Annotated in this window: 24 protein-coding genes and 1 riboswitch; of the genes, 12 read left to right on the forward strand and 12 right to left on the reverse strand. The window is 63.7% G+C overall.

Annotated features, from left to right (window positions below; translation table 11 throughout):
* Position 1 precedes the first annotated feature (1 nt).
* The 5 genes from thpD to ACEW7X_RS15270 all read right to left on the reverse strand — a co-directional run bounded on the left by thpD (position 2) and on the right by ACEW7X_RS15270 (position 3,956).
* Entirely contained in the window at positions 2-937 is a 936-nt protein-coding gene (thpD, locus tag ACEW7X_RS15250; protein ID WP_420177392.1) for an ectoine hydroxylase, read from the reverse strand.
* Between the two features lie 51 nt (positions 938-988).
* Positions 989-1,381, reverse strand: coding sequence for an ectoine synthase (locus ACEW7X_RS15255; protein WP_068367439.1), 393 nt, complete (start codon positions 1,379-1,381; stop codon positions 989-991).
* Positions 1,381-2,685, reverse strand: coding sequence for a diaminobutyrate--2-oxoglutarate transaminase (gene ectB / locus ACEW7X_RS15260; protein WP_420177936.1), 1,305 nt, complete (start codon positions 2,683-2,685; stop codon positions 1,381-1,383). Before ectB ends, ACEW7X_RS15255 begins: the two co-directional genes overlap by 1 nt.
* Positions 2,686-2,850: 165 nt before the next feature.
* Positions 2,851-3,396: a diaminobutyrate acetyltransferase gene (ectA, locus tag ACEW7X_RS15265; RefSeq protein ID WP_068367441.1), complete on the reverse strand. Its 546-nt coding sequence runs from the start codon at positions 3,394-3,396 to the stop codon at positions 2,851-2,853.
* Entirely contained in the window at positions 3,393-3,956 is a 564-nt protein-coding gene (locus tag ACEW7X_RS15270; protein WP_068367443.1) for a MarR family winged helix-turn-helix transcriptional regulator, read from the reverse strand. Before ACEW7X_RS15270 ends, ectA begins: the two co-directional genes overlap by 4 nt.
* Before the next feature lie 207 nt (positions 3,957-4,163).
* Here ACEW7X_RS15270 and ACEW7X_RS15275 point away from each other — a divergent pair, with 207 nt between their 5' ends.
* The 5 genes from ACEW7X_RS15275 (at position 4,164) to ACEW7X_RS15295 (ending at position 10,103) form a co-directional block, all read left to right on the forward strand.
* Positions 4,164-4,529, forward strand: a complete 366-nt coding sequence (locus ACEW7X_RS15275; RefSeq protein ID WP_083969375.1) for a DUF883 family protein — start codon at positions 4,164-4,166, stop codon at positions 4,527-4,529.
* A gap of 144 nt (positions 4,530-4,673) precedes the next feature.
* On the forward strand, positions 4,674-5,480 hold the full coding sequence (locus ACEW7X_RS15280; RefSeq protein WP_083969376.1) for a uracil-DNA glycosylase: 807 nt from the start codon (positions 4,674-4,676) through the stop codon (positions 5,478-5,480).
* Positions 5,481-5,930: 450 nt separating this feature from the next.
* Positions 5,931-7,604: a DEAD/DEAH box helicase gene (locus tag ACEW7X_RS15285; protein WP_420177393.1), complete on the forward strand. Its 1,674-nt coding sequence runs from the start codon at positions 5,931-5,933 to the stop codon at positions 7,602-7,604.
* A gap of 216 nt (positions 7,605-7,820) precedes the next feature.
* A complete protein-coding gene (locus ACEW7X_RS15290; protein WP_420177394.1) occupies positions 7,821-9,011 on the forward strand; it encodes a class I SAM-dependent methyltransferase in 1,191 nt (396 codons plus the stop codon).
* Between the two features lie 159 nt (positions 9,012-9,170).
* Positions 9,171-10,103: an Rpn family recombination-promoting nuclease/putative transposase gene (locus ACEW7X_RS15295; RefSeq protein ID WP_420177395.1), complete on the forward strand. Its 933-nt coding sequence runs from the start codon at positions 9,171-9,173 to the stop codon at positions 10,101-10,103.
* Between the two features lie 99 nt (positions 10,104-10,202).
* On the opposite strand, the gene ACEW7X_RS15300 is transcribed toward ACEW7X_RS15295, so the two are convergent.
* Together ACEW7X_RS15300 and ACEW7X_RS15305 are read right to left on the reverse strand one after the other, a co-directional pair.
* Positions 10,203-11,327 (reverse strand): CCA tRNA nucleotidyltransferase, encoded by a 1,125-nt coding sequence (locus tag ACEW7X_RS15300; RefSeq protein ID WP_420177396.1) that lies wholly within the window; start codon positions 11,325-11,327, stop codon positions 10,203-10,205.
* Positions 11,324-13,357, reverse strand: coding sequence for a lytic transglycosylase domain-containing protein (locus ACEW7X_RS15305; protein WP_134838896.1), 2,034 nt, complete (start codon positions 13,355-13,357; stop codon positions 11,324-11,326). Before ACEW7X_RS15305 ends, ACEW7X_RS15300 begins: the two co-directional genes overlap by 4 nt.
* Before the next feature lie 14 nt (positions 13,358-13,371).
* Between ACEW7X_RS15305 and ACEW7X_RS15310 the strand changes: the two genes are divergently transcribed.
* Complete coding sequence (locus ACEW7X_RS15310; protein WP_253099977.1) at positions 13,372-14,013, forward strand: 5-formyltetrahydrofolate cyclo-ligase; 642 nt, start codon at positions 13,372-13,374, stop codon at positions 14,011-14,013.
* Positions 14,014-14,341: 328 nt separating this feature from the next.
* Positions 14,342-15,268, forward strand: a complete 927-nt coding sequence (locus tag ACEW7X_RS15315) for a TauD/TfdA dioxygenase family protein (RefSeq protein ID WP_083969380.1) — start codon at positions 14,342-14,344, stop codon at positions 15,266-15,268.
* Between the two features lie 87 nt (positions 15,269-15,355).
* Here ACEW7X_RS15315 and metF read toward each other — a convergent pair whose 3' ends face one another.
* From metF to metK, 5 genes are all read right to left on the reverse strand, one after another.
* Positions 15,356-16,210 (reverse strand): methylenetetrahydrofolate reductase [NAD(P)H], encoded by an 855-nt coding sequence (gene metF, locus ACEW7X_RS15320; RefSeq protein WP_068367455.1) that lies wholly within the window; start codon positions 16,208-16,210, stop codon positions 15,356-15,358.
* Entirely contained in the window at positions 16,207-16,542 is a 336-nt protein-coding gene (locus tag ACEW7X_RS15325; RefSeq protein ID WP_068367457.1) for a phage holin family protein, read from the reverse strand. Before ACEW7X_RS15325 ends, metF begins: the two co-directional genes overlap by 4 nt.
* A 136-nt stretch (positions 16,543-16,678) precedes the next feature.
* Complete coding sequence (gene ahcY, locus ACEW7X_RS15330) at positions 16,679-18,091, reverse strand: adenosylhomocysteinase (RefSeq protein WP_068367459.1); 1,413 nt, start codon at positions 18,089-18,091, stop codon at positions 16,679-16,681.
* 80 nt (positions 18,092-18,171) lie between these two features.
* Positions 18,172-18,341: riboswitch (S-adenosyl-L-homocysteine riboswitch) on the reverse strand.
* Positions 18,334-19,362: a glycosyltransferase family 4 protein gene (locus ACEW7X_RS15335; RefSeq protein WP_068367461.1), complete on the reverse strand. Its 1,029-nt coding sequence runs from the start codon at positions 19,360-19,362 to the stop codon at positions 18,334-18,336. It overlaps the preceding riboswitch by 8 nt.
* A gap of 205 nt (positions 19,363-19,567) precedes the next feature.
* Positions 19,568-20,728 carry a methionine adenosyltransferase gene (metK, locus tag ACEW7X_RS15340; RefSeq protein ID WP_068367463.1) on the reverse strand — a complete coding sequence of 387 codons (1,161 nt, stop codon included), beginning with the start codon at positions 20,726-20,728 and terminating at the stop codon, positions 19,568-19,570.
* Between the two features lie 252 nt (positions 20,729-20,980).
* Between metK and ACEW7X_RS15345 the strand changes: the two genes are divergently transcribed.
* From ACEW7X_RS15345 to xerC, 5 genes are all read left to right on the forward strand, one after another.
* Positions 20,981-21,844, forward strand: a complete 864-nt coding sequence (locus ACEW7X_RS15345; protein WP_068367465.1) for a lysophospholipid acyltransferase family protein — start codon at positions 20,981-20,983, stop codon at positions 21,842-21,844.
* 163 nt (positions 21,845-22,007) lie between these two features.
* Positions 22,008-22,904 (forward strand): lysophospholipid acyltransferase family protein, encoded by an 897-nt coding sequence (locus ACEW7X_RS15350; protein WP_420177397.1) that lies wholly within the window; start codon positions 22,008-22,010, stop codon positions 22,902-22,904.
* 110 nt (positions 22,905-23,014) lie between these two features.
* Positions 23,015-23,923: a diaminopimelate epimerase gene (gene dapF, locus ACEW7X_RS15355; RefSeq protein WP_127775286.1), complete on the forward strand. Its 909-nt coding sequence runs from the start codon at positions 23,015-23,017 to the stop codon at positions 23,921-23,923.
* Positions 23,924-23,954: 31 nt separating this feature from the next.
* A complete protein-coding gene (locus ACEW7X_RS15360; protein ID WP_068367470.1) occupies positions 23,955-24,770 on the forward strand; it encodes a DUF484 family protein in 816 nt (271 codons plus the stop codon).
* A gap of 14 nt (positions 24,771-24,784) precedes the next feature.
* Positions 24,785-25,759 (forward strand): tyrosine recombinase XerC, encoded by a 975-nt coding sequence (gene xerC / locus ACEW7X_RS15365; protein WP_068367473.1) that lies wholly within the window; start codon positions 24,785-24,787, stop codon positions 25,757-25,759.
* The last annotated feature ends 8 nt before the right edge of the window (positions 25,760-25,767 follow it).

The following is a 25,767-nucleotide window of genomic DNA, read 5'->3' on the forward strand; positions in this document are numbered from 1 at the left end:
GTTACGCCCGGACCCGTTGCATGAACGTGCCCACCGGCAGCGCCGCCAGGGGCTCGCCTCCAACTCGCGCCGCAATGTGCTCCGGACGTGGAGACAGGCCGTATTTCGGCGGGCCCAGGCGATTTTCGACACTGTTGTAGACCATGAACACGTTGGCTCGCGGCCAGGGCGAAATATTGCTGCTCGAACCATGCATGGTGTTGCAATCAAAAAACACCACTGAACCGGCCCTGGCGATGACCGGAACCACGCCGCCTTTCTCCGCAAGCAACTGCAGGCTGACCGGATCCGGCACGCCATATTCCTGTTGCTTGAGCGAGGATTTATAGTGAGCCTCAGGCGTACGGCCGACGCAGGAAATGAACTGGTTCTGCGAGCCGGGCATCAGCATCAGGGGGCCGTTTACCGCCGAGTTGTCCGTCAGCAATACCGAGCAACTGAGCGCCCGCATTGCCGGCATGCCGTCCTCAACGTGCCAGGTTTCGAAATCCGAGTGCCAGTAGAAATCCTTGCCCTTGAAGCCGGGCTTGAGATTGGCGCGCGATTGATGAATATAGGCTTCCGACCCCAGTATCTGCCGGGCCACGTTCAGCAGCCGCTCATCCTGGGCCAACGCCTGGATGATGGGGCTCAGTTCATGCACACGGAAGATGGAACGGACGGCATTGCTGCCTTTTTCCGTAATGGCCTCCTCGCGCTGCCGGATAGCAGGATCGCGAGTCATCCGGTCGACCTCATCAAGCAGGATATCTACTTCATCAGCGGGCAATAAATCCTCCAGCACGATGAAACCATCGCGTGTATAAGCTTCCTGCTGCCCGAGGTTCAAGGCATCGGCATAGCTCCCGCCACCATGGATGACCGGTTCGACACGCTGCACAATGCCGGCGTCGCGGTCGGTGCGGGATGCGTAAGGGTCCAGCGTAGGGGTAATCATGACGTTTTCTCCTTTCCGTGCGGCGAGACACCGCACGGCATTGCTCACGGCTCAGCTCTCCTGCGCCAGCGGATAGACACCCTCGGCGTCGTGCACTTCCTTGCCGGTCAGGGGCGGATTGAAGACGCAGATCACACGCAGCGGCTCTTTGCCGCCACGCAGCCAATGTTCGTCATGCTGATCCAGCGCATAGACCACGCCGGGCCCCAACGCATACTTGCGGCCATCGGCGATGGTTTCGATTTCGCCATCGCCTTCAATGCACCACACGGCTTCCAGGTGGTTGCGGTAATGAATATGGGTTTCGGTCCCGGGGAAAATAGTGGTCTCGTGAAACGAGAACCCCATGCCGTCTTTCTTCAACAAGACGCGGCGACTCATCCAGGTATCGGTGCGGACCTCGTCACTTGTCCCCACGACGTCATTCACATGTTTGACCAGCATCAGCGTACTCCTCCGATTTTCAGAATCCGTGCCCGGCGGCCCGAGACGGCCAGCACCTCGGCCACGCTGCGCTCCAGCACATCCAGGCCGCGCGCCAAGAGTTCGTCCTCAATGGTCAGCGCCGGCAGCAGCTTGAGCACTTCGTCATGCGCGCCGGACGTTTCGATCACCACGCCATGCTTGAACGCCTGGGCCGCGATACGGCCTGCAAGCGCCGGATCGTCCTGGCAGACCAGCCCCTGTATCAGGCCGCGCCCCCGTGCCGCCAGGCCCGCATCCGGGTAGCTATGCACCAGGTTTTCCAACCAGTCCCTGACCTTGCGCTCCTTGCGCGCTATTTCGCGGCTGAAGGCATCGTCGCGCCAGTAGCTCTCCAACGCCTGTGCTGCTGTTACGAACGCGAGGTTGTTACCGCGGAACGTGCCGCTGTGCGCGCCCGGCTTCCAGATATCCAGTTCCGGACGCATCAGTACCAGTGACATGGGCAGGCCGAAACCGGATAGCGACTTGGACAGCGTGATGATGTCGGGCTGCAAGCCCATGGCTTCGAAACTGAAGAACTTTCCGGTACGGCCGCAGCCCACCTGGATATCATCGACGATCAGCAGGACTTCATGGCGGCTGCACAGGCGCTGCAACTCCTTGAGCCAGCGCACCGTGGCGACATTGACCCCACCTTCGCCCTGCACCGTCTCCACGATGACCGCCGCTGGCTTGTCCAGGCCGCTGGACGGGTCTTCCAGCATGCGCTCGAAATAGACCATGGTGTCGACATCCGGCCCGAAGTAGCCGTCATAGGGCATGAATGCCGTATTGCCCAGCGCCACTCCGGCGGCCTCCCGGAACTTTTCGTTGGCGGTCGTGGCCAGCGAACCGCCGCTGACGCCGTGGAAGCCATGCGTGAACGACACCACGTTGCTGCGTCCCGTCACCTGCCGGGCAATCTTCAGCGCGGCTTCCACGGCATTGGTGCCGGTCGGCCCGGTGAATTGCAGGGTGTAGCGCCAGCCGCGCGGCGCGAGCAGCAGTTGCTCCACGGATTCAAGGAAATGCTTCTTCGCACTGGTGGCCATGTCCAGCCCGTGCACGACCCCGTCAGCGCCGAGATATTCCAGCAGCTTTTCCTTGAATACGGGATTGTTATGGCCGTAGTTCAGCGTGCCTGCGCCGCTGAAGAAATCTACATACTCGCCACCTTCCTCGTCGACCAGCAGCGATCCCCTGGCCTGGCTGAATATCACCGGAAAGGAGCGGATATATCCCCGCACCTCCGACTCCATCCGGTCGAATATTTTCAAATCCATCATGCTTCCTCCCTTGCTTCATCTTTGAATGAATCCATCGCCCATCCCGCCAGCCGCCCCCTGGTTCCCGGGGCCATGCCCAAGGGGGGGAACCGGTACTGCGCCGGATGACCATTGCGCCGCCCGGCCGCGCCATGCACATACAGCCGGCGCCCGGGAACAGGATCAACGCGATGGAAAGTGGAACGGGCCGTAGCGCAGCAAACGCTCGTCCTCGTGGGAGGCGCCGCCGAACAACGCAACGTCAAACAACGGACGTTCCGTGCAAGGGGCACCGAGAGCCTCGCCCAGTGCCGCAAACGTGCGGCGCGAGGCGTGGTTGTCAGGTCCTATGGTGGTTTCCAGGTAGCGCACCCACTTCATGGCGGGGCGCGCGAGCAAATGCGCCAGCATCTTCCGGGCCAATCCCTGGCCCCGGGCGCGCTCATGAACGGCAACCTGCCAGATGAAAATCGTATCTTCGCGTCCCGGCGGCAGGTAGGCCGAAACGAAGCCGTCGATATCGGCGCCTTGGCGCGCTACCACGCAGGTAGCGCTGAAATGCTCGCACAACAGCAGATAGGCGTAGACGGAATTGAGGTCCAGCGGCGGGCTCGCCGCAATCAGTGCATGGATGGCCGCGCCGTCAGCCACGACCGGCGCATCCAGAACGTAATTCGCCGCGCCTGGAGGCGCACCTCCGCGCGCGATCTGGTAGCCCGCGGCGCTCATACCGCCAGCCCCGATTCAGGCGCCGTATCGCCATCCGGCACTTCCAGCAAGGGCGATGCCAATTCCGCTGCGCTTTCCGGCGCCGCCTGCGCGCCCGGCAATTCCGGCTCCATCAACCCGACGATACGTTCGAGCGACAGCGTGATGGTCGCCCGTTCTATCTCCGGCAGGTTGGACAAGCCGGCCGACAGCGCCTGCTGCAATGGCAAGGGCGCCTGCCGCGCCAGCGCAACGCCGGCTGGCGTCGCCGTGATGAACACGATGCGCCGGTCCTCCTTGCCGCGTTCACGCCGGATCAAGGCCTTGTCTTCCAGACGATCCAGGATACCTACCACCGTGCTTGGACTGATGTGCATTTCCTTGCTGATAGCCGTCGCCGTCAGCGGCCCGGCCTCGATCACGATGCGCAGGCAGACCAGCTGCGGCGCAGTGATGTGGCTGCAGGATTCCAGATGCCTGGAATGCAGGGCGATTGCGCGGGTGATGCGCCTCAGGGAGCGCAGGATGCGCAGCTCGTAGTCCTGCACACCGCTATTATTTTTCACAGAATCATTCCCCATGAAATCACTTCGATAGAATTCATTTCAGTACGAATGATATGAACAGCATCCATCTCGGTCAACCCAGGGATAACCTCCGGAAACATCTTCGGCGCAGCAGGGCAGGCATGGCAGCATCCGGCAACAAAACAAGGGTGACGCCATCGGGATTTCCACCGATAATCAAGCTAATGGCGTCTATTCCTGGACGCATCTTCAAGGAGAACGATGATGGGCATTCTGAATCGCACCAGCCGTGGTCTCGAACAAGGTTACGAAGAAATCAAGAGTGTCGGTAAACGCGCCGGCCAGGATGTACAGGACTCGCTGCGCGAGGACGTTCTGGAAGCGCTCGGCAACCTGGAAGCTGCCCTGCAGGACAAGGACGCCGACGTCGCAGAACTGCGCGCCCGCCTGGAAGACCAAATCTACAAGGTCCGCGGCATCGTGGAAGACAAGGCAGCCACCGCTACGCAGACAGTACGCGGCTACGTCGATTCCGCCGAGGAATGCATCCAGGCCAAACCCTGGCAGGCCCTGGGCGTGGTCGCAGCGGTTTCCTTCCTGCTGGGTGCGCTGATCACCCGCCGTTGATTCCCCACGGCGGGGCAACAGCCTCCCGCCAGTCCGGCGCGCCGCCGCAACGGCGGCGTGCTGCTGCCGGAGCCTGGGCCGGGCAGGCCCGCCGCTCCACCTGCTATGCTTGCCGCCATCGTTGTTCTCTCATGGCAGCTCCGCATGGCCTCCCTTCCCGCTCCCGCATCCCTGACGCAGCAAATCCTGCACCCCGAGACTACCGGCCTGGACCCTGAGTGGCTGGCCGTATTGCAGCAACCCGCTGTCGCCCAGGCACGGCAGGACGTCGCCGCTTTCCTGGCCCGAAGGCTGGCGGAAGGCGCCGTGATCTATCCGCCGCATCCATGGCGGGCCCTGGCACTGACGCCCGCCCGCCAGACCCGCGTCGTCATTCTCGGCCAGGACCCCTACCACGGGCAGGGACAGGCGCAGGGGCTGGCTTTCTCCGTACCGGACGCCATGAAGCGCCCGCCCAGCCTGCGCAATATGTTCCTGGAAATCGCCCGGGATGATGGCGCGCGTGCCGCACTGCCGGAAATTCCTGCCGCAACGGCCATCGCCCACTGGGGCAATGACCTGACCCGCTGGGCCGAACAGGGTGTGCTGCTGCTCAATACCGTGATGACAGTGGAAGATGGCCAGCCAGCCGCCCATGCCAAACGCGGCTGGGAAATCGTCACCGATGCACTGATACGCCATATTGCCGACCGGGCAGAACCTGCCGCCTTCCTGCTATGGGGCGGCCACGCCCAGGCCAAGCAGGCGCTGCTGCCGGCAGGCCAGGGTCATCTGGTGCTGTGCGCCAACCACCCCTCGCCCTTGTCGGCCCGCCGCCCGCCGGTACCATTCCTGGGATGCGGGCATTTTCGCCGGGTCAACGAATGGCTGGCCGAACGGCACCTGCCAGCCATCGCCTGGCGCACCGATACATCCCAAGCAGGCCGGCAGGAAGGGCTGTTTCCGGAATGAGCGATAAGCGATATGGATAGATCTTTTCTTGCGCCCCAGAAGTGTCTGAACGAAAGAAATGTATTTCTTCCATTGGCTGTCCGATCTGGGTCCAGGCACAGCGCGCACCTTTCGACTGCGCGAATCACGCGGCAAAAAACAACAGCCAATTGAAATCCCTGGATTTTTCCTGGGGTTAACACTAAAATCGCGGCACTGCATATGTCCGTGCCATCATTTCGCGCCCTGTGCGCCAGCAGTCGTCCGGTCCAAGACCTTCGCCCATGATGGCCGTCATCGCTCCCTGACCTCTTTCCCTACGCCCAGGTTCCGCCAGGAACCCACGCGCTGCGGTTGTTCCGGTCGGCACGATGCTCCGTTCAACCGTACCGCCACAGGCACCTCTCCCGCCCTGCTGCCGTACACCCATTATCGGGATGCCTTCGTGCGTCCCTGGGAAACTTTTTACCTATGACTTTTGATACCCTGGGGCTATCGCCCGCACTGCTGTCCGCTCTGACTGAAGCTGGCTTTTCCACCCCCACGTCCGTCCAGGCCGCAGCCATTCCGCAAGCACTGGCCGGCCACGACCTGATGGTTTCGGCCCAGACTGGTAGCGGCAAGACCGCCGCCTTCATGCTGCCCGCGCTCGAGCGTGTAGTCGGCAAGCCCACCAACCAAGGCCGTGGCGTGCAGATCCTGGTGCTGGCCCCGACCCGCGAACTGGCCCTGCAAGTCAACGAGGCCACGCAGATCTACGGCAAGAACATCCCCGGCCTGCGCACCACCACCGCCGTCGGCGGCATGCCCTATGGCGCACAGCTGCGCGCCCTGTCGCGCCGCGTGGACGTGCTGGTTGCCACTCCCGGCCGCCTGATCGACCACCTGAAATCGCGCCGCGTCGACCTCTCCACGGTCCACACGCTGGTTCTTGACGAAGCCGACCGCATGCTGGACATGGGCTTCATCGAAGACATCGAAACCATCGTCGCGGCCACCCCGGCATCGCGCCAGACCCTGCTGTTCTCCGCGACGCTGGATGGCAGCGTGGCTCGCCTGGCCGAACGCATGATGCGCGAACCCAAGCGCATCGACATTTCCGGCCACCGCGACAAGCACCAGAACATCACGCAAACCCTGCTGTACGCCGACGATGCCGCCCACAAGTTGCGTCTGCTGGACCACATGCTGCGTGATACGGCGCTGGATCAGGCCATCATTTTCACGGCTACCAAGCGTGGCGCCGATGACCTGGCTGATGTGCTGAGCAACGACGGCTTCAGCGCCGCCGCCCTGCACGGCGACATGAACCAGCGTCAACGTACGCGTACCCTGTCCATGCTGCAACGCGGTCAGCTGCAGATCCTGGTTGCCACGGACGTTGCCGCTCGCGGTATCGACGTGCAAGGCATCAGCCACGCCTTCAACTTCGACCTGCCCATGCAGGCGGAAGACTACGTGCACCGCATTGGCCGTACCGGCCGTGCCGGCCGCGACGGCCAGGCTTTCACGCTGGCTACGCACAGCGAGCGCCACAAGATCCGCCGTATCGAGCATTACATCGGCCAGACCCTGGACGTGGGCGAAATCCCCGGCCTGGAGCCGCAACGCCGCGCCCGTCCGGCAGGTGGCCCCAAGGGTCGTCCGGGCAGCCGCCCCGGTGGCCGTCGTCCCGGCGAATCGCGCCCGTCATTCAGCCAGGGCAAGTACGGCAAGTCGCCCAGCCGCTTCGGTAACAACGCCGACGGCGCGGAACGCAGCGAACGCCCCGCCTTCGATCGCGGCGAGCGTCCGGCCCGCCCCGAGTTCGCCGACCGTGGTGACCGCCCGGCACGTCCGGAACGCTTCAGCCGCCCGGAACGCAGCGAACGCCCCGGCTACGATCGTGGTGACCGTCCTGCCCGTCCTGCATTCGCGGACCGTAGTGACCGTCCCGCCCGTCCGGAACGTAGCGAGCGCCCCGGCTTTGACCGCGGCGAACGCCCGGCCCGCGCCGAATTCGGTGACCGTGCCCCGCGCGCGCGCCGTGAAGGCGGTGAAGCTCATGCCGGCAAACCTTACGTCAAGACCGCCGGTGCCGGCCGTACGCAAGGCCAGGGCGACAAGCGCCGCGAATTCGCTCCCCGTGGCGATTTCCGCCGCTAAGCTCTCGCGGCACTGACTCGGTGGCCCAGCAACGCCCCTGACGCGTCGCCACCTGGTGCCTGTACCGCAAAAAAGCGGGAAGCCGCCCCTCCGGGCCGCTTCCCGCTTTTTCTATCTGCCCCATCCTCCCTTCTAGCGTGCAGCACAGCCTGCACACCCGGCCGCCCGGCATGGGACAATACCCCGTTTCCCTCGCTGCCTTTTTGCCACTCTGCCATGCATCCTTCCCTGGACACCCTGATTCAACGCCTGGACCCCGTCACCCTGGCCGTCAGCCAGCAGCTGCGCGAACGCCTGGCAGCGGCCATTGGACAGGCTGGTGGTGCCCTGCCCTTCGACGCCTGGATGGAAACGGCGTTGTATGAACCGGGCCTGGGCTATTACAGCGGCGCACAGGTCAAACTTGCCGCCGATCCTGATGCCAGTGCGGCCCCCCAACCGGGCAGCGACTTTATTACCGCGCCCGAACTCACGCCAGCCTTTGCCGCGACCCTGGCGCGCCAGATGGCAGAAGTCCTGGTACAGATCGACAGTTTGAACGTGCTGGAATTCGGTGCTGGCAGCGGCGCGCTGGCCGAAGGCCTGCTGGACAGCCTGGATGCGCTGGGGCTGCCGGTACGCTATGAAATCCTGGAGCTGTCTGCCGACCTGAGAGCGCGTCAACAACAACGCCTGGCGCGTTTTGGCGACCGCGTGCAATGGCGCGACACCCTGCCGGCAGGCTGGCAAGGCTGCGTCGTTGCCAATGAGGTGCTCGATGCCATGCCCGTGAAGCTGTTCCGCTGGGATGACAGCGGCCAATTGCTTGAACGACATGTCGGCCTGGGTGACCAGGGCGAGTTTGTCTGGCTGGACCAGCCAGCTTCCGCCGATCTGTCCGACACCGTCGCCAGCCGCATGCCACCCCTGCCCGGCTATGTGTCGGAAGTCAATCTGCGCGCCGAGGCCTGGATACGCGATATGGGCCGATGGCTGCTGCGCGGTGCCGCGCTGCTGATCGACTATGGCTTTCCACGCCACGAGTACTACCATCCGCAGCGTGCCGAAGGCACGCTGATGTGCCATCTACGCCACCATGCGCACGGCGATCCCCTGGTCGTGCCCGGCGCCCAGGATATCACGGCGCACGTCGACTTCACCGCCATGGCGGATGCTGCGCTGGCAGGCGGCCTGGAGGTTCTGGGCTATACCTCCCAGGCACGTTTCCTGGCCAATGCCGGCCTGCTGGAATGGCTATCCACCCTGGACAGCAGCGACAGCCTCGCCTACGCGCGCCAGGTGGCCCCGATACAAAAGCTGCTGTCAGAGGCGGAAATGGGCGAGCTCTTCAAAGTCCTGGTCATCGGGCGCGACATCGAAGCCCCCCTGCTGGGTTTCCTGCGAGGCGACCGCCGCGACATGCTCTGAAAGTGCCTCGCTGGCCATCCCGCCCACACACGAGCCGCTGGCTGCCTGAGGATGCGGGTATAACTCCCCATCCAGAACGGGATCGTTTCATCCCGCGAGCTTGCCGCCGCTCCGTCAGACTGTTCCTGTCCCGTTTTCGCATACAGGCACAGCACCATCATGACGACTCCCCGCTCGGATACCGGCACGCATGCCATCCCGCCGCCCTTCAGGCGCCGGACCTTGGCGCTCAGTAACGATCTGGTCTTCAAGACCCTGTTTTCACAGCAGCGGCACCTGCTCACCGACCTGATCAATGCGGTGCGTTACCGTGATACACCCATAGAAGTCATACAGATACTCAACCCGAATATTCTGCCGGCTGACGTTTCCAGCAAACAGATTATTCTGGATATCCTGGCGCAGGCTACGCACGGCAGCCTGTTCAATGTCGAAATGCAGCTGCGCCATTACCCGCAATGGCCCTTGCGCAATATGTTCTATCTGGCCCGCATGCTGTCGGATCAGTTGACTGCAGGCCAGCAATATCAATCACTTAAACCTGCCATCAGTATCGGCCTGCTGGAGCACGACCTGTACCCGGACGTTCCCGGCCAGGCAGATTGGCACTTTACCTTGCGCGACTCGCGGCTCCCCGCGGTGCAATTGGGCCAGGCCATGCAGGTCCATATAATCGAACTCACCAAGGCGGAAACCCTGCATGCATTTCCGCCGGCGCTCACTGACTGGGTGACCTGCCTGCATCACAACCTGGAAGAGAATCCTATGAACCGGATCGAACACGCCCCTGTGCGGGAAGCCTTGCAACATCTGGAAGATATGTATGCCGACAGAGACTTTCGGCTACTCGCCCTGCGCCGTGAAATGGCAATCGCAGACGAACAGCTGGCGCTGGATTATGCCAAACAGAAAGGGCACGAAGAAGGGCTGGCTGCAGGTCAGGCAGCCTTGCTCGCGCAGTTGCTGAGCCTGCGTTTCGGTGAGTTATCTCCCGCCACTCGCGACAAACTGCAGCACGCGGACGGCACCAGCCTGTCACTATGGGCGCAGCGCCTGCTGCAGGCCCCCACGCTGGAGGCCGTGTTTCACTAGCCACATGGGTTGCACCAACGGCTCGCCGGCCTGCCGCATGGCGTGCAGTCCATCCAACGACACGACATGGGTCTGCCCCGAAGGGCCCCCGCTATTGCTCTATTCCGGCAAGGCCTGCAACGCCATTGCGCGGGCCTGCCGCACTGCGGCCCTGATGGCCTGGGGCTGCTCGCGCAGCGCAGCCGCAATTGCGCCCGCATCCACCCCACGCACGGCATCCAACGCCTGGTGCCAGGCACGAATATCCACCGGCACCAGCAAACTGGCGGCATCCAGCAAGGCCAGAAAGCGTTCGGGCTTGCGCAAGGCGTCGCAGGTTTCCAACGCATCCAGGCGGCCGGCGCCGGTTTCTGCTGCCGCGGCCAATACAACAGGCAACAGGCGTGCCTGATCTGCGCATTCAGCCGGAACTTTCCACAACCTGGACAAGGCTGCCACATCACTGGCGGCGCGGCCCAACAAGGCGTAGCGTCCGGCCAGCGGCAAACCAGCCTGTGCAGCCCGATCCAGCACTGCCCAACTCTCGGGCGCACCATCAAGCGCCAGCATGGGCGCAATCCGCGCCAGGGCATGGGTGTCCAGCAAGACCTGCAACATACGGGAAGGCCGCACGGACATCAGCCCACGCGACAACTCTTTCCAGACCCGCTCTGGCACCAGCGCGTCTACCTCGCCCGCTCGCACCATTTCCCGCGCCAGGGCCAGCGTTTCGTCGGCCACGCGGAAATCCGTGAAGCGGGCGCTGAACCGCGCCAGCCTGAGTATCCGTACGGGGTCTTCGACAAATGCAGGCCCCACGTGCCGGAACAGTCGGGCTCGCACATCGGCCACGCCGCCATATGGGTCCACCAGCACACCATCCGGGCGGCGGGCGATGGCATTGACGGTCAGATCGCGGCGGGCCAGGTCTTCTTCCAGCGTGACTTCCGGCCCGGTATGGAACGTAAAGCCCTTGTAGCCCCGCCCGGACTTCCGCTCCGTGCGCGCCAGGGCATATTCTTCCTTGGTCCTGGGATGCAGGAATACCGGAAAGTCGCCGCCCACCGGAAGAAAGCCGCGTGCCGCGAGGTCTTCCGGCCTGGCGCCGACGACGACCCAGTCATGGTCGCCGGCGGGCAGGCCCAGCAGTTCGTCGCGGACGGCGCCGCCGACTTCATAGACATCCAGGCCAGCCAGGCTGTCGTCTGCCCGCTTGCCTGGCGTGGCAACGGTATCCTGGCTCACGGCAAGTCCACTGCGGCATTGGCCTTGGGCTCGATATTGCCCAGCCTGGCCTTGAGCGACTGCGGCTCGCCCGTAAACATGGCGGCATAGTAGGTCGCGTTGGACAAGACGTTCTTCACGTAGATACGGGTCTCCGTAAAGGGGATGGTCTCGGCGAAAATTGCGCCTTCAACCGGGTGTGTCAGGCGCGAACGCCACAGCACCGGCCGCTTGGGCCCGGCGTTGTAACCCGCGCTGGCCAGCACCTGTGAACCATCCAAGTCTTGCAGGACCATGTTCAGGTAATTGGTGCCCAGCACCGTATTGACCTCGAACTCGTTGACCCTGGACGGATGGAAATCCGTCATGCCGATTTTTTTAGCCACCCATTTGGCCGTGCCCGGCATGAGCTGCATCAGCCCCGACGCGCCTACCGTCGAACGTGCATCGGTGATGAAACGTGATTCCTGGCGGATCAGGCCATAGACCCATGCCGGGTCCAGGTCGATAGAGCGCGCCTGGGCGCTCACCCGCCCCTCGAAGGGAGCGATATAGCGCTGCGAGAAATCAATCTGGTCGCGCGTGCGTTCGGATGTATTCACCACGCGGTCGTAAATATGTTCCTGGCGCGCCAATTCAGCCGCCGCCAGCAACTGCCGGTCGTTCATGCCGCGCAACGCGAAATTCCATTCCGGTACGGCTTCGGCCCGCCAGCCTTCACGGAACAGCGCGATGGAACGGCGCAGGCCAGGGTTGGCCGCGACGTCCGCCAGTTCAGCCGCCGTGACTCGCGCAGGAGCCGGTGGCGGTGCAATGGCAAATCCCAGTTCCTCGGCAGCCAGCTGGCCATAGAAGCCGTATTCTCCGGCAATTGACGCAAATGCATCATTGGCAGCCGTTTCCTGGCCGCGCGCCTTCAGACTGCGCGCATTCCAGTACACCCAGACGGATTCGTTACGCTGCGACGGCGTCATCTGCGCAATGGAACGCGACACCCAGCCCCAGTCGATTTCGGGTTGGCGCAACGCGGCCCGGACCCGCCAGGCGGCGTTGTACTCGGTCAGACGCACGCCATCGGCCTCCTGGTACCAACGGTGGGCAACCGGGTTCAGGTTCAGCGCGGCAACCAGCGCGAACTGGCTGCGCACCCATTTCAGGTCTTCTTCCGGCAGGCGGCCGTTCCAGGCACGGCGCAGATAGGCGTCGCCATCCTCCATGTTCTTGCGCGCCAGGCGCGACAACGCCACCGTGGCAATATCGCGCTGCGCCGGCGTACGCAGCCGTTGTTCCTGGCGCGACAGCCACTGCATGGGATTCTTCAGCGCCGCGTCGTACTCCTTGAGTTCGGCCGGATTCAGCACATAGGAAGCCATGCGGCGCGCGTGAGCCAGCTTGTTTTCATCGAGCAGGTCGCGCCACATCAGCACCAGCGTGCTGCGATCCAATACCTTGTCAGCGGACAGTTTGTCGAATAGCGCCCAACAGGCATTGCCCGGCGCAAACACGGCAACGGCATCGAGATCACGCACCGACTCGCCGCCACGATAGCGCGCATCGAGTTGCGCGCAGCTCACTTGCGGGCTGCCTACCTGTACGTCACCGACACGGCGCACCTGCGCAAAGTCACCGGCGCGCGCCGCCGCCAGAACCCAGTCGCCCTTGAGCTTGTCCGCCAGGTAAGTGCCGGGATAACGGTCGACAAACGCCTGCAGCAAGGTCGGGTCTATGGTGCGTTGCTCGGTCAACAGGTAGCGCAACATCCAGTATTCGGCATACATGCCGAGTTCCGCGTCGCGCGCGCTTTCCACCAGTCCAGGCAGCGCCTTCCAATCCTTTTTCTGGAACGCTTCCCGTGCCGCGCTCAAGGCGCTGTCGGCATTGCGCTGCGCCGGCTGCATCTGCGGCGACAGCGAAGCCAGGCGCAAGCTGCCCTGCTGCGCCAGCACCGGCGCCGTGCCGGCCAACAACAAAGCCCCCAACCAGGCGCGCCAGGCAGGACGGACGCTCCCAGCCGATTTCTGATACCGTGCTGATACTTGACTATGACTCATGACTGGCATTCCGCATGAAAACCGCTAATACCATACAGGATACCGCAGCCACGCTGCGGACTACGCTGCGTGAGCGGCGAAACAACATGGATCACGCCAACCGCAGCCGCGGCGGGCTGCTGTTGCGCGGCCGGCTTTTTACCTGGCTGGCGCTGCGGCGCGAAGCTGCCGAAAAGGCTGGCCACGCGTCGCCCGCTCGCATTGCCGCTTTCCATGCCCTGGATGGCGAGCCCGACCTGCTGCCGCTGCTGGCGAAATGGGTAGAGGAAGACGGACTGGAAGTCCTGCTGCCTGCCGTCATCAGCGCGGATCAGCCACTGGTGTTCCGCGCATGGCATCCCGATAGTCCGATGAAAACCGGCGCTTATGGCGTGCAGGAAGTCGATGGCCCGGACCTGGCAGCTGCCGATGCGTGCCTGGATGTCGTGCTGGTCCCTACCCTGGGCTGGACCGCCAAAGGCGACCGCCTGGGCTACGGCGGCGGCTATTACGACCGCACGCTGGCACAACTGCGCCAAGCCAATCCCGCACTGATTGCGCTGGGCATTTCGTGGGAAGAAGGACGCCTGCCGGTGGACTACCAGCCCGCCGGCCACGATGCGAAGCTGGACGCCGTGCTGACGCCTGGCGGCTGGTATCCGCGCATGCCGGCCTGACACGCAAGCAGGGCAAGCACCCCAGCGCTACGCCAGTAAAGATGTACGACCAGGAACCCGCCCCCGGCGGGTTCCTGCCTTTGCATCCAGGTAGGAAATCGTCTCAACGAAGAAAATAAGCCATTAATAAACAAAAGGAATTTCAATAATCTGCATTTGATAATGCCGATAAGCAAAGCAGCAAAATATCGTTGGCGAAAGTCCAGCCCGACATTGAAATAGCAAGGCAGCCCCGCCCGAGAAAATCGGGACGCAACAAGAGATCGCCTCAGCGGCAAACCGTCGCCGATGCGCAGGCCCTTCGACACTTTCGCCAACTGGAACCGTCATGAGCTTTGTCACCGAAATTGCCTCGCCCGAAGTCCACAGTGAATACTCCCTGCAAAAACTGAGCGGCCATATCGGCGCGCAGATCCATGGTGTCACCTTGCACGACACGCTCGCGCCCGAGCTGTTTCAACGCCTGTATCGCGACTTATTGACGCACAAAGTACTGTTCTTCCGGGGCCAGCATCACCTCGACGATACCAGTCACGAAGCCTTTGCACGATTGTTCGGCACGCTGGTTCCACACCCCACTCAGCCCGCGCTCCAACAAAGTGAAAGTATCCTGGAACTGGATGCATCCAAAGGCGGCGGTCGTGCCGATTCCTGGCACACCGACGTCACCTTCGTACCTGATTACCCGAAAATTGCGGTCCTGCGTGGCGTCGTCATTCCAGAATATGGTGGCGATACCGTGTGGGCCAACACCGCCACGGCCTATCAAGACTTGCCAGACACGCTCAAGGCATTTGTAGACCAGGCCTGGGCCATACACAGCAATGAATACGACTACGCGGCCAACCGGCAGGAAGTCTCCAGCGAACAGCTGCGCCATTACACCGAAGTGTTTCTCTCCAAACGCTTCGAGACGGCACACCCTCTGGTGCACGTGCATCCCGAAACCGGCGAGCGCAATCTGCTGCTGGGCCACTTCCTTAAGCGCATCATCGGCTTGCGCTCCACTGAATCCAGAGTCCTGTTCGACATACTCCAGAACCGTACCAACCGTCTGGAAAACACTGTACGCTGGTCCTGGCAGCCAGGCGACGTCGCCATCTGGGACAATCGTGCAACACAACACTATGCGATCAACGACTACGGCACTCAGCCGCGCGTCGTCCGACGTGTCACTGTGGCAGGCGAACCCGCCCATGCGCTGGACGGTAGGCGCAGCCATGTATACGCCAGCGCCACGGCCACGACTCATTGACCCTAGGCGTTCATAGTCTGAGGCAAGCCATCCCCCTTGCAAGCTGGCAGCCATGTTCTACCGCCACCGGCAAGCTGGCACGGCCTGCTACAGTTCCCCAGGGCTGAGACGACGCCAGATATTGCGTACCGCCTCGCTGCCGTTCAGGGTATAGAAGTGCAGGCCCGGTGCGCCGCGTTCCAGCAAGGTCTGGCACAACTGCGCCACGACATCCGCGCCAAAGGCGCGCAGCGACTCGCGATCGTCTGCGTAATCATTGAGCCGCAAGCGCAACCAGCGCGGGATTTCCGCCCCGCACATCTGCGAGAAACGCGTCAGCTGGGTATTGTTGACGATGGGCATGATGCCCGGAATGATGGGAATCGCGACGCCGCGCGCCTGTGCGCGTTCGACAAAATCCGAGTAGGCATCGGGATTGAAAAAGTATTGGGTGATGGCGCTGTCAGCGCCCGCCTGCACTTTTTCCACGAAGTGGTCCATGTCACGCGCCAGGCTTTCGGCCTGGGGATGCATTTCCGGATAGGCCGCCACCTCGATGTGGAACCAGTCACCCGTGGTTTCTCGAATGAAGGCCACCAGTTCGCTGGCATAGCGGAACTCACCGTAGAGGCTGCCCATGCCCGACGGCAGATCGCCCCGCAGGGCCACCACCCGCCTGACACCCTGCTCGCGATAAGCCCCCAGAATGGCTGACAGGTCGGCGCGGCTGGTGCCTATGCAAGCCAGGTGCGGCGCCACCTCGCAGCCCAGGTTCGCAAACGTGCGCACCGTGTCGGCCGTACCATCGCGAGTCGCGCCGCCAGCGCCAAAAGTGACGCTGACGTAGCCAGGGTTCAATGCCATCAATTGCTTGGCCGTCCGGACCAGGCGTTCCTGCGCAGCAAGATCCCTGGGCGGAAAGAATTCCAGGCTGATGGCGTATTGGGATGAAAGGGAAGTCATTTCACCAGAAGGGAAGACAAGGCGCTGGAAATCAGGCTGTACAGCAAGGCGCCCGCCAAGGCCCACCAGAAGCCGTTGACCGTGAAGCCACGGAACAGGGAACCTGCCAGCCAGAACACCAGTGCGTTGATCACGAACAGGAACAGTCCCAACGTGACGATGGTGATGGGAAAGGTCAGGAACACCAGGATAGGTTTGACCACGGCATTGAGCAGGCCGAGCACGACGGCAGCCGCCAGGGCAGACCAGAAACTGGAGATGGCAATACCAGGCAGGATCGAGGCGACGATCAGCAGCGCAACAGCATTAAGGATCCAGATCAGTAGAAACATGGCACAGCTCCTATGACAGACAGTAATGGAAATCCTGCGCGAAGCAGTCTGCAACCCGTGCCCCCGCCGTTCCTGTGGCGAAGGCGCGCCAGCTACCCCTGTCCTGTAGACGCGGGGCCTGGCGCGTCAGCCTGCCTCAATAGCGATAATGATCAGGCTTGAACGGGCCGTCAACCGGCACGCCGATATAAGCCGCCTGATCCGGGCGCAACACGCTCAGGTTCACGCCCAGCTTCTTCAAGTGCAGACGCGCCACTTTTTCATCCAGGTGCTTGGGCAGCACGTAGACCTTGCCCTTGGTATAGGCTTCGTTGCGCGTGAACAGCTCGATCTGCGCAATGGTCTGGTTGGTGAACGAAGACGACATCACGAAGGACGGATGGCCGGTCGCGCAACCCAGGTTCACCAGGCGCCCCTTGGCCAGCAGGATGATGCGGCGGCCGTCAGGGAAAATGACGTGATCGACCTGCGGCTTGATTTCTTCCCACTCCAGCTCTTCCAGGCTGGCGACGTCGATTTCGTTGTCGAAGTGGCCGATGTTGCAGACGATGGCCTGGTCCTTCATGCGGTACAGGTGCTCGCGCGTGATGACGTGGTAGTTGCCCGTCGCCGTGACGAAGATGTCGGCCTTGTCGGCCACCTCGTCCATGCTCACTACCTTGTAGCCTTCCATGGCGGCCTGCAGGGCGCAGATCGGGTCGATTTCCACCACCCAGACCTGGGCACGCAGCGCAGCCAGCGCCTGGGCGCAACCCTTGCCCACGTCACCGTAGCCGATCACCACGGCGGTCTTGCCGGCCACCATCACGTCGGTCGCGCGCTTGATGCCGTCCACCAGCGATTCGCGGCAGCCATACAGGTTGTCGAACTTGGACTTGGTCACCGAATCATTGACGTTGATGGCGGCAAAGGCCAGTTCGCCCTTCTGCGACATCTGGTACAGGCGGTGCACGCCCGTCGTGGTTTCTTCCGTGACGCCCTTGATCTGCGCCAGGCGTACCGAGTACCACTTGGGGTCAATCGCCAGTTGCTTGCGGATGGCGGCGAACAGCACGCGCTCTTCTTCGCTGGAGGGGTTGTCGAGCACCGACAGATCGGACTCGGCACGTGTGCCCAGATGCAGCAGCAGGGTAGCATCGCCACCGTCGTCCAGGATCATGTTGGCATGCTGGCCATTGGGCCACGAGAAGATCTGGTGCGTGTACTCCCAGTATTCTTCCAGCGATTCGCCCTTGACGGCATACACCGGCGTGCCGCCGGCAGCAATCGCCGCCGCAGCATGATCCTGTGTGGAATAGATGTTGCACGAGGCCCAGCGCACTTCCGCACCCAGCGCCTTCAGGGTTTCGATCAGCACGGCAGTCTGGATCGTCATGTGCAGGCTGCCGGCGATGCGCGCGCCCTTGAGCGGCTGGCTGGCAGCATATTCTTCCCGGGTCGCCATCAGGCCGGGCATTTCAGTTTCGGCAATGGCGATTTCACGGCGGCCCCAGCCTGCCAGGCCCAGGTCGGCCACCTTGTAATCAACGGAAGAATTCACAGTCGTCATGTCAGTCTAGCTCCAGATATCCGGTATCCATGCACGGAGCCGACTGCGCAAGCACGCGCCGCCATCCCCGTGCGAAAGGGAATTGGCGAGCGCCGTTCGTCCCGCGCCCAGGCGCAGGCAATGCGGCCTGGGCAAACGCCCGGGCTGCCCCACGCACGGCAAGATGACCCTGCCGGCCATGTGGGTGACGAAACTATCCTGAGCCTGGCACACCGAAACCGGCTGGTGCGTCGCAGCGCTCCTCAGGATGCGCGGAATTGTACCGTACTGACCCCGCACAGTGCATCCAGCAATTGCTGCGCAATGGCGTCCCAGGTGAAGGCCTGCACCCCTTCGCGCACGCTGCCACGCGGCAATTGCGCCGCGCGCAGGCAGGCGGCCGCCAGATCCGCGTCCAGGCAACCGGTCACCCCTTCCCGCACAACCTCGCGAGGCGCATCCGCCGGCAATGCCGCAACCGGCGTACCGCAGGCCATGGCCTCCAGCATGACCAGGCCGAACGTGTCGGTCTGGCTCGGAAAGACAAACGCATCCGCGGCCGCGTAGTACGGTGGCAGTTCCGCATGCCGGCGCGGCCCCACGAACAGGACATCCGGATACTGCTCGCGCAGGCGCCTGTCTTCCGGGCCGCTGCCGACCACCACCTTGGTGCCCGGCAATTTCAGGGCCAGAAAGGCATCCAGGTTTTTCTCTCGTGCCACCCGCCCCACATTCAGCCAGACCGGACGCGGCAGATGGGCCAGTTCCGGCGGTGCCGGCAGATCCGGCGCGAACGCCGCCAGATCGACGCCGCGCGCCCATACCTGCAGGTTCTTCAAGCCACGCGCACTCAGCACATCCGCAATATTGCGCGTCGGCACCAGCACGCGCTGGGACGGTTTGTGGAACCAGCGCATGAACGCCCACGACCAGCGGGCGGGCACACCCATGCGTACTTTCAGGTAATCGGGAAACATGGTGTGGAACGACGTCGTGAAGCGCCAGCCATGCCGGAGCGCATGACGCCGCGCCGCGAGCCCCAACGGCCCTTCCGTGGCAATGTGCACGGCATCAGGCTGGAACGCGCCCAGCTGGCGCCGGAAGTGGCGTCCGGGGTTAATGCACAACCTCAGGGTGGGCTCGGACGGAGCGCCTATCGTGCGTGCGCCGCCAGGCTCAATCACCCGGACCTCATGTCCCCAGGCTGTCAGCAATGCGCACATGACGGTCCAGGTCCGTACAACGCCATTGACCTGGGGATGCCAGGCATCGGTCACGAGCAGAATTTTCATGTCGGCACGGAGCAGTGGAACATAGCGCCATTGGGCCAGACGTGCATGACAGCAACAATACACCTGCCCGGAGGCTGCCCATGCAAACGCCCATGCCCGCCACCCTGCCGTTTGCGCCCGGACAGAATGACCAACGGGGAGCCTGCCATGGGCAGCTCCCCGTTATTCCCGGCGGCCTGGGCCGCCAGCTGCCGAGTTGAACCCCTCAGCCCTTGCGCAACAATGCCGCGCGGTCTGTAGCTTCCCAGCTGAACTCCGGCTCGGGACGGCCGAAGTGGCCATAGGCCGCCGTCTTGGAATAGATCGGGCGCAGCAGGTCGAGCATGTTGACGATGCCGCGCGGACGCAGGTCGAAATGCTCACGCACCAGCTTGGCGATTTCGTCATCCGGAATGATGCCGGTGCCTTCTGTGTAGATCGTGATGTTGATGGGTTCGGCCACGCCGATGGCATAGCTCAGCTGCACCTGGCACTGGCGCGCCAAGCCGGAAGCCACGACGTTCTTGGCAACGTAGCGCGCCGCATAGGCGGCCGAGCGGTCGACCTTGGAAGGGTCCTTGCCGGAGAAAGCGCCACCACCGTGCGGGCATGCGCCGCCATAGGTATCGACGATGATCTTGCGCCCGGTCAGGCCGCAATCGCCTTGCGGGCCGCCGATGACGAAACGGCCGGTCGGATTCACCAGGAAGCGCGTCTTGGGGGTCAGCAGGCCATCGGCAAAGCAAGGACGAATGATTTCCTCGATCACTGCTTCCCTGATCGTCTCCTGCGAAATTTCGGGCGCATGCTGGGTGGACAGCACCACGGTATCGACTTCCGCCGGCTTGCCATCCACATAGCGGAAGGTAACCTGGGATTTCGCGTCCGGACGCAGCCACGGCAGGCGGCCGTCCTTGCGCAGTTCGCTCTGGCGCTGCACCAGGCGGTGCGCATACCAGATCGGCGCAGGCATGAGGTCCGGGGTTTCATCGCAGGCATAACCGAACATCAGGCCCTGGTCGCCCGCGCCCTGGTTCAGGTAATCCTCGCTGGAGCGATCCACGCCCTGGGCGATATCGGGAGACTGCTTGTCGTAGGCAACCAGAACGGCGCAACCCTTGTAGTCGATCCCGTAATCGGTGTTGTCGTAGCCGATGCGGCGGATGGTATCCCGCGCTACCTGGATATAGTCGACATTGGCCGTGGTGGAAATTTCGCCCGCCAGCAACACCAGACCGGTGTTGCACAGTGTTTCGGCCGCCACCCGAGCGTTGGGGTCCTGCTCGAAAATGGCATCCAGCACCGCATCGGAGATCTGGTCGGCAACCTTGTCAGGATGCCCTTCGGATACGGACTCGGAGGTGAAAAGGAAAGAGTTCTGCACCACGATTATGTCCTTTATAGACCGGCATGGGCCGGCTCTCAGATGAAACGAGGCGTTGCACCCCCAGGAGCCGGCGTGACAGGACGGAATCGGGCGCGACGCTTTAGCGGTAATACCACAGCCGGATAATTCCGGCGCCACCCCGCAAGTTGTCGGTTAACACGGTAGCGATTGCCATTCTAAGCGAAAATGCAACGATAATCTCAAATAGACCCTGTTGCCGACGCGAACTTTCGCCCTGTCCATACCCCGACCATGCTGCTGTTCCTGCTCCGATTGCTAGCCCGCCTGCCCCTGCCTGTCCTGCATATGCTGGGGCGTGGCGCCGGCCGCCTGATCTACGCCCTGCCCGGCAAGTATCGTGAGCGCCTGCGTGCCAATACCATCCAGGCCGGCTACGACGATCCTGCCTTTGCCCGCCGCGCGGCCGCCGAAACCGGCGCGATGATCCTCGAATCCCCGCGCATCTGGTTTCGCAACGATGCCAGTCTGGCACAGGTCGTCTGCGACGATGAGTACATCGTCGATGACGCCCGCCAGGAAGGGCGTGCGTTGCTGATGCTGACACCGCACCTGGGGTCATTCGAGATCACGGCGCGCTATTTCGCACGCAAGCGCCCCGTCACCGTGATGTTCCGGCCGCCGCGCAAGCCCTGGCTGGCCCCGGCCATGGAAGCTGCGCGCAATACGTCCGGGGTCTCCACGGTGCCCGCCACCAGCCAGGGCGTGCGGGCTTTCGTGCGCATCCTGCGCGACAAGGAAACCGTGGGCATGTTGCCCGACCAGGCGCCGAGCCAGGGTGAAGGCGTCTGGGCACCATTTTTCGGCCGCCTGGCTTATACCGTTACCCTGCCCGGCAAACTGGCGCGCAACAGCAATGCCATCGTGATACTGACCGCCGCCGAGCGCCTGCCCGGCGGCAAGGGCTGGCGCATCCACCACGCCCGCGTCCCCGAGCCCCTGCCGGAATCTGCGGAAGAGCAGGCCGCCCTGATCAATGTCGAAATGGAAAAACTGATACGGCGTTTCCCGGAACAGTACCTGTGGGGCTATAACCGCTACAAGGTTCCGCGTGGCGCGCCGCCGCCCGGCGCCACGGCCCCGGATGCCGGCGAGTAACCGCCATGCTGGCGGGAAACCGCCGGGCCGCCATTGCGGGCCCCCTCAGGCGTCCCGCCCCCCAGGATCGCCACTACCACTGCCCCTGTTATTGCCACGGCAGCTCATCCTCACCCCGCACCTGCCTGCCCCCCGGCAGGTGCTGCCTTAGCCCTGTCACACCATGGACCGTCCTTCGTTGAAAATCCGCCTCCTGCGCCGGCTGTTTGCCTGGTTCGGCCGCATGCGCCCAAGCACGCGCCTGCGCCTGGGCAAGACACTGGGATGGCTGTCGTACAAGCTCGTCAAGCCGCGTGTGCGCGTGGCCCGACGCAACCTTGAACTCTGCTTTCCGGCGCTCACCGGCGACGAACGTGAACACCTGCTGCGCCAGCATTTCCATGCGCTGGCACAATCGGTACTCGACCGCGGCGTGCTTTGGTTCGGCACGCCCGATGCCGTGCGCGCCATGGTGCGCGTGGAAGGCTTCGAACACCTGCAACGCTGCCTGGACGACAAGCAGCCCTCGCTGCTGCTGGCGCCCCACTTCATCGGCCTGGATGCCGCGGCATCCCGCCTGACCATGGACGTGCCCAGTTCCGCCACCATGTACTCGACCCAGAGCGATGCGGAAATCGACGCGCTGATCCGCGAAGGCCGTACACGCTTCAACGATGTGCAACTGGTCAGCCGCCGCGACGGTATCCGTACCCTGCTCAAGCATGTTCGGGACGGCCGGCCGATCTATTATCTGCCGGACATGGATTTCGGCAGCCGGGGTTCCATCTTCGCCCCCTTCTTCGGCAACCCCGCCGCAACGCTGACCTCGACGGCACAGATTGCCGGCAAATGGGCGCTGCCCGTGCTGCCCATCCTGTCCGTCTGGCATCCCGAGGACGGCACCTACACGATCCGTGTCCTGCCTCCGCTGGAGGACTTCCCGGGCGATAACGGCCCCGAAGCCGCAACGGTACGTCTCAACCAGCTCATCGAAGGCTGGGTACGCGAATGCCCGAGCCAGTATTACTGGGTGCATCGTCGCTTCAAAACCACGCCGCCCGGCATGACTGGCCGCTATTGAACGGGCGGCTGCCCCACGCGCCGCCCGCTGGCGCGAAAATGCCACAATGGGGATGAAATCCCGGGGGCAGCCCAGCCTGCCCCGACACCCTCCGGATGGAAAATGAAGTCATGAGCAAGCTCTGGAAATTCAGCAAGATGCATGGCGCCGGCAACGATTTTGTCGTGCTCGACGGCGTGCGCGCCACCTTGGACATCACGCCGGAGCGCATTCGCGCCCTGGCCGATCGCCATCGGGGCGTGGGCGCCGACCAAGTGCTGGTGGTAGAGCCTGCCAGTCGGGCCGACGCCGATTTCCGCTACCGCATTTTCAATGCCGACGGCAGTGAAGTGGAGCACTGCGGCAATGGCGCGCGTTGCTTCGTGCGCTATGTCCATGAGCATGGGCTGTCGGCGCGCAATCCGCTGCGCGCGGAAATCTGTACCGGCGTCATTCTGCTGGAAGAGGGCCCCGATGGGGAAGTCACCGTCAACATGGGCAGTACGTCCTTCCTGCCTGGCAGCCTGCCCTTCGATGCCAGCGGCCTGGCAACACGCCAGTCAGGCGAGGATACGCAATGGCAATTGCCGCTTTCCGCCCCCGGCCTGCCCCAAGGTTGGCAGCAGCCCTGGCTATCGGTAGTCAGCGTGTCCAACCCCCATACCGTGCTACGCGTGGAAGATGTAGAGACCGCGCCCGTCGAACAGCTCGGGCCGGTGCTGGAAAGCCATCCGCGCTTCGCCCGCCGCGTCAACGTCGGCTTTCTCCAGGTGACCGGCCCGCATGAGGCCCGGCTGCGCGTGTACGAACGCGGCGCCGGGGAAACCCTGGCCTGCGGTTCCGGCGCCTGCGCCGCCGTGGTGACCGGCATCCGCCAGGGCGACCTGATCTCCCCCGTGCGCGTGCAGACTCGCGGCGGCGTACTCACCATCGCCTGGGACGGCCAACAACTGCGCATGACCGGCCCAGCCGTCACGGTCTATCATGGGGAAATCGACATCGACCGACTGGTCGCCCAGCAACTGCCTGCCGGTTGCTGACCCAGGCCCATTTCCAGGAATGCCAGACGCCATGCCCAACGACTCGCTACACGCCGCCGAGGTTGCCCGTTTTCTTGAACACAACCCCGGTTTCCTGACGGAACATGCAGAGATTTTCAGCGCCGTTTCCGTGCCGCACCCGCGCCTGCCACATGTCATTCCGCTAGGAGAACGCCAGAATCTGCTGCTGCGCGACCGGGTGCGTACGCTGGAACTGGCCCTGGCCGAACTGCGCCAGCAGGCGGCGCGCAACGAACGCATCAGCGCGCAGCTGCACGCCTGGCTGGCCGGCCTGCTGGCCGAAGCAGACGCCAGCCAGCTGGGCCCGCGCTTCGTACTGGGGTTGGCACGCGAATTCGACCTGCAAAGCGTCACGCTGCTGGCCTGGCAGCCCGAGCTCCACGTGCAGGCAGGCCCGGATGGCGTGATGCCAGCTCCCGCGCATGCTCTGGATGAAGCCGCTGTGCAGGCCCTGCGCCAGTACGCCACGGCACAGTCTCGCCCAGCCTGCTGCGCCAGCAGCACCGCCAACCAGGCGCTGGCTCCGCTGCTGGCGGCCATGCCCGGCGATGCCGCGCCGCCGGCAGGTTCGCTGGCCATCGTGCCGCTGCATGCGCTGCAGCAGCACGACGACGGCAGTACCGAAGAAGGCGCGCTGACCACCGGCCTGCTGATCCTCGCCGACAGCAGCCGGGAACGTTATGTGCCGAACATGGAAACACTGTTCCTGGAACGCATCGCGCAACTGGCGGGCGCCATGCTGACTCGCCTGGAAGCCTCAGCCCCGGCACAGGCCCCCGCCCCGGCCGAGACAGCCGACACCTGCCCCCCCGAACAAAACGCCTGACAGCGCCCAGAACCATGACTTCCTCCTCCAGCCAGGCCCGGCCCTTGCCGACCTCCATGCTGCAATGGCTGGATTACCTGGCGCACCAGCGCCGCTATGCGCCGCCGACCCTGGCTGCCTATCGCACCGACCTGACGCGCCTGGCTGCATGCCTGGACGGCATGGCGCCGGAACAGGCCGCCAACGGCCACCTGCGCCAGTACCTGGCACGCATGCACGGCCAAGGCATGCAACCGCGCGCGCTGGCGCGCATGCTGGCGGCATGGCGCGGTTTCTACCGCTGGTGGGCACCGCAATCCGGCATGCCCGGCAACCCCACCACCGACCTGCGCCCGCCCAAGGCTGCGCGCGGCCTGCCCAAGGCCTTGTCCGTGGAGCAGGCCCAGGGGCTGATGAATCACGCAGCGGCACGCGCCGGCCACGACAGCGCCGCCACCCGCGACCACGCCATGGCGGAACTGTTCTACTCCAGTGGACTGCGCCTGTCCGAGCTGGTGGCGCTCGACATCCGCTATGCCGATGATGATGGCTACCGCTCACAGGCCTGGATAGACCTGGATGAAAATGAAGCCCATCTGCTGGGCAAGGGTGGCAAACGGCGTATCGTGCCTGTCGGTTCGCATGCCCGCCAGGCGCTGCAATCCTGGCTGGCGGCACGGCCCGCGCTGGCCCCGGCGCAGGCCCTGCCCCAAGACCGCCACGCGCTGTTCCTGGGTGCGCGCGGCCGCCGCATTTCACCACGCATGGTGCAAAAGCAACTGGCCCAACTGGCCATCGCCGCAGGCCTGCCCACGCATCTGCACCCGCACATGCTGCGCCACAGTTTCGCCAGCCACGTACTGCAATCCGCGCAGGACCTGCGTGCTGTCCAGGAAATGCTGGGGCACGCGAATATTTCCACCACGCAAATCTACACCCGCCTGGATTTCCAGCATCTGGCCAAGGTCTATGACCAGGCCCACCCTCGGGCCCGGCGCCGCGACGGCTGACGCTGCCC

The organism is Kerstersia gyiorum (assembly GCF_048595715.1).
In the GTDB taxonomy this organism is placed as follows: Bacteria; Pseudomonadota; Gammaproteobacteria; order Burkholderiales; family Burkholderiaceae_B; genus Kerstersia; species Kerstersia gyiorum.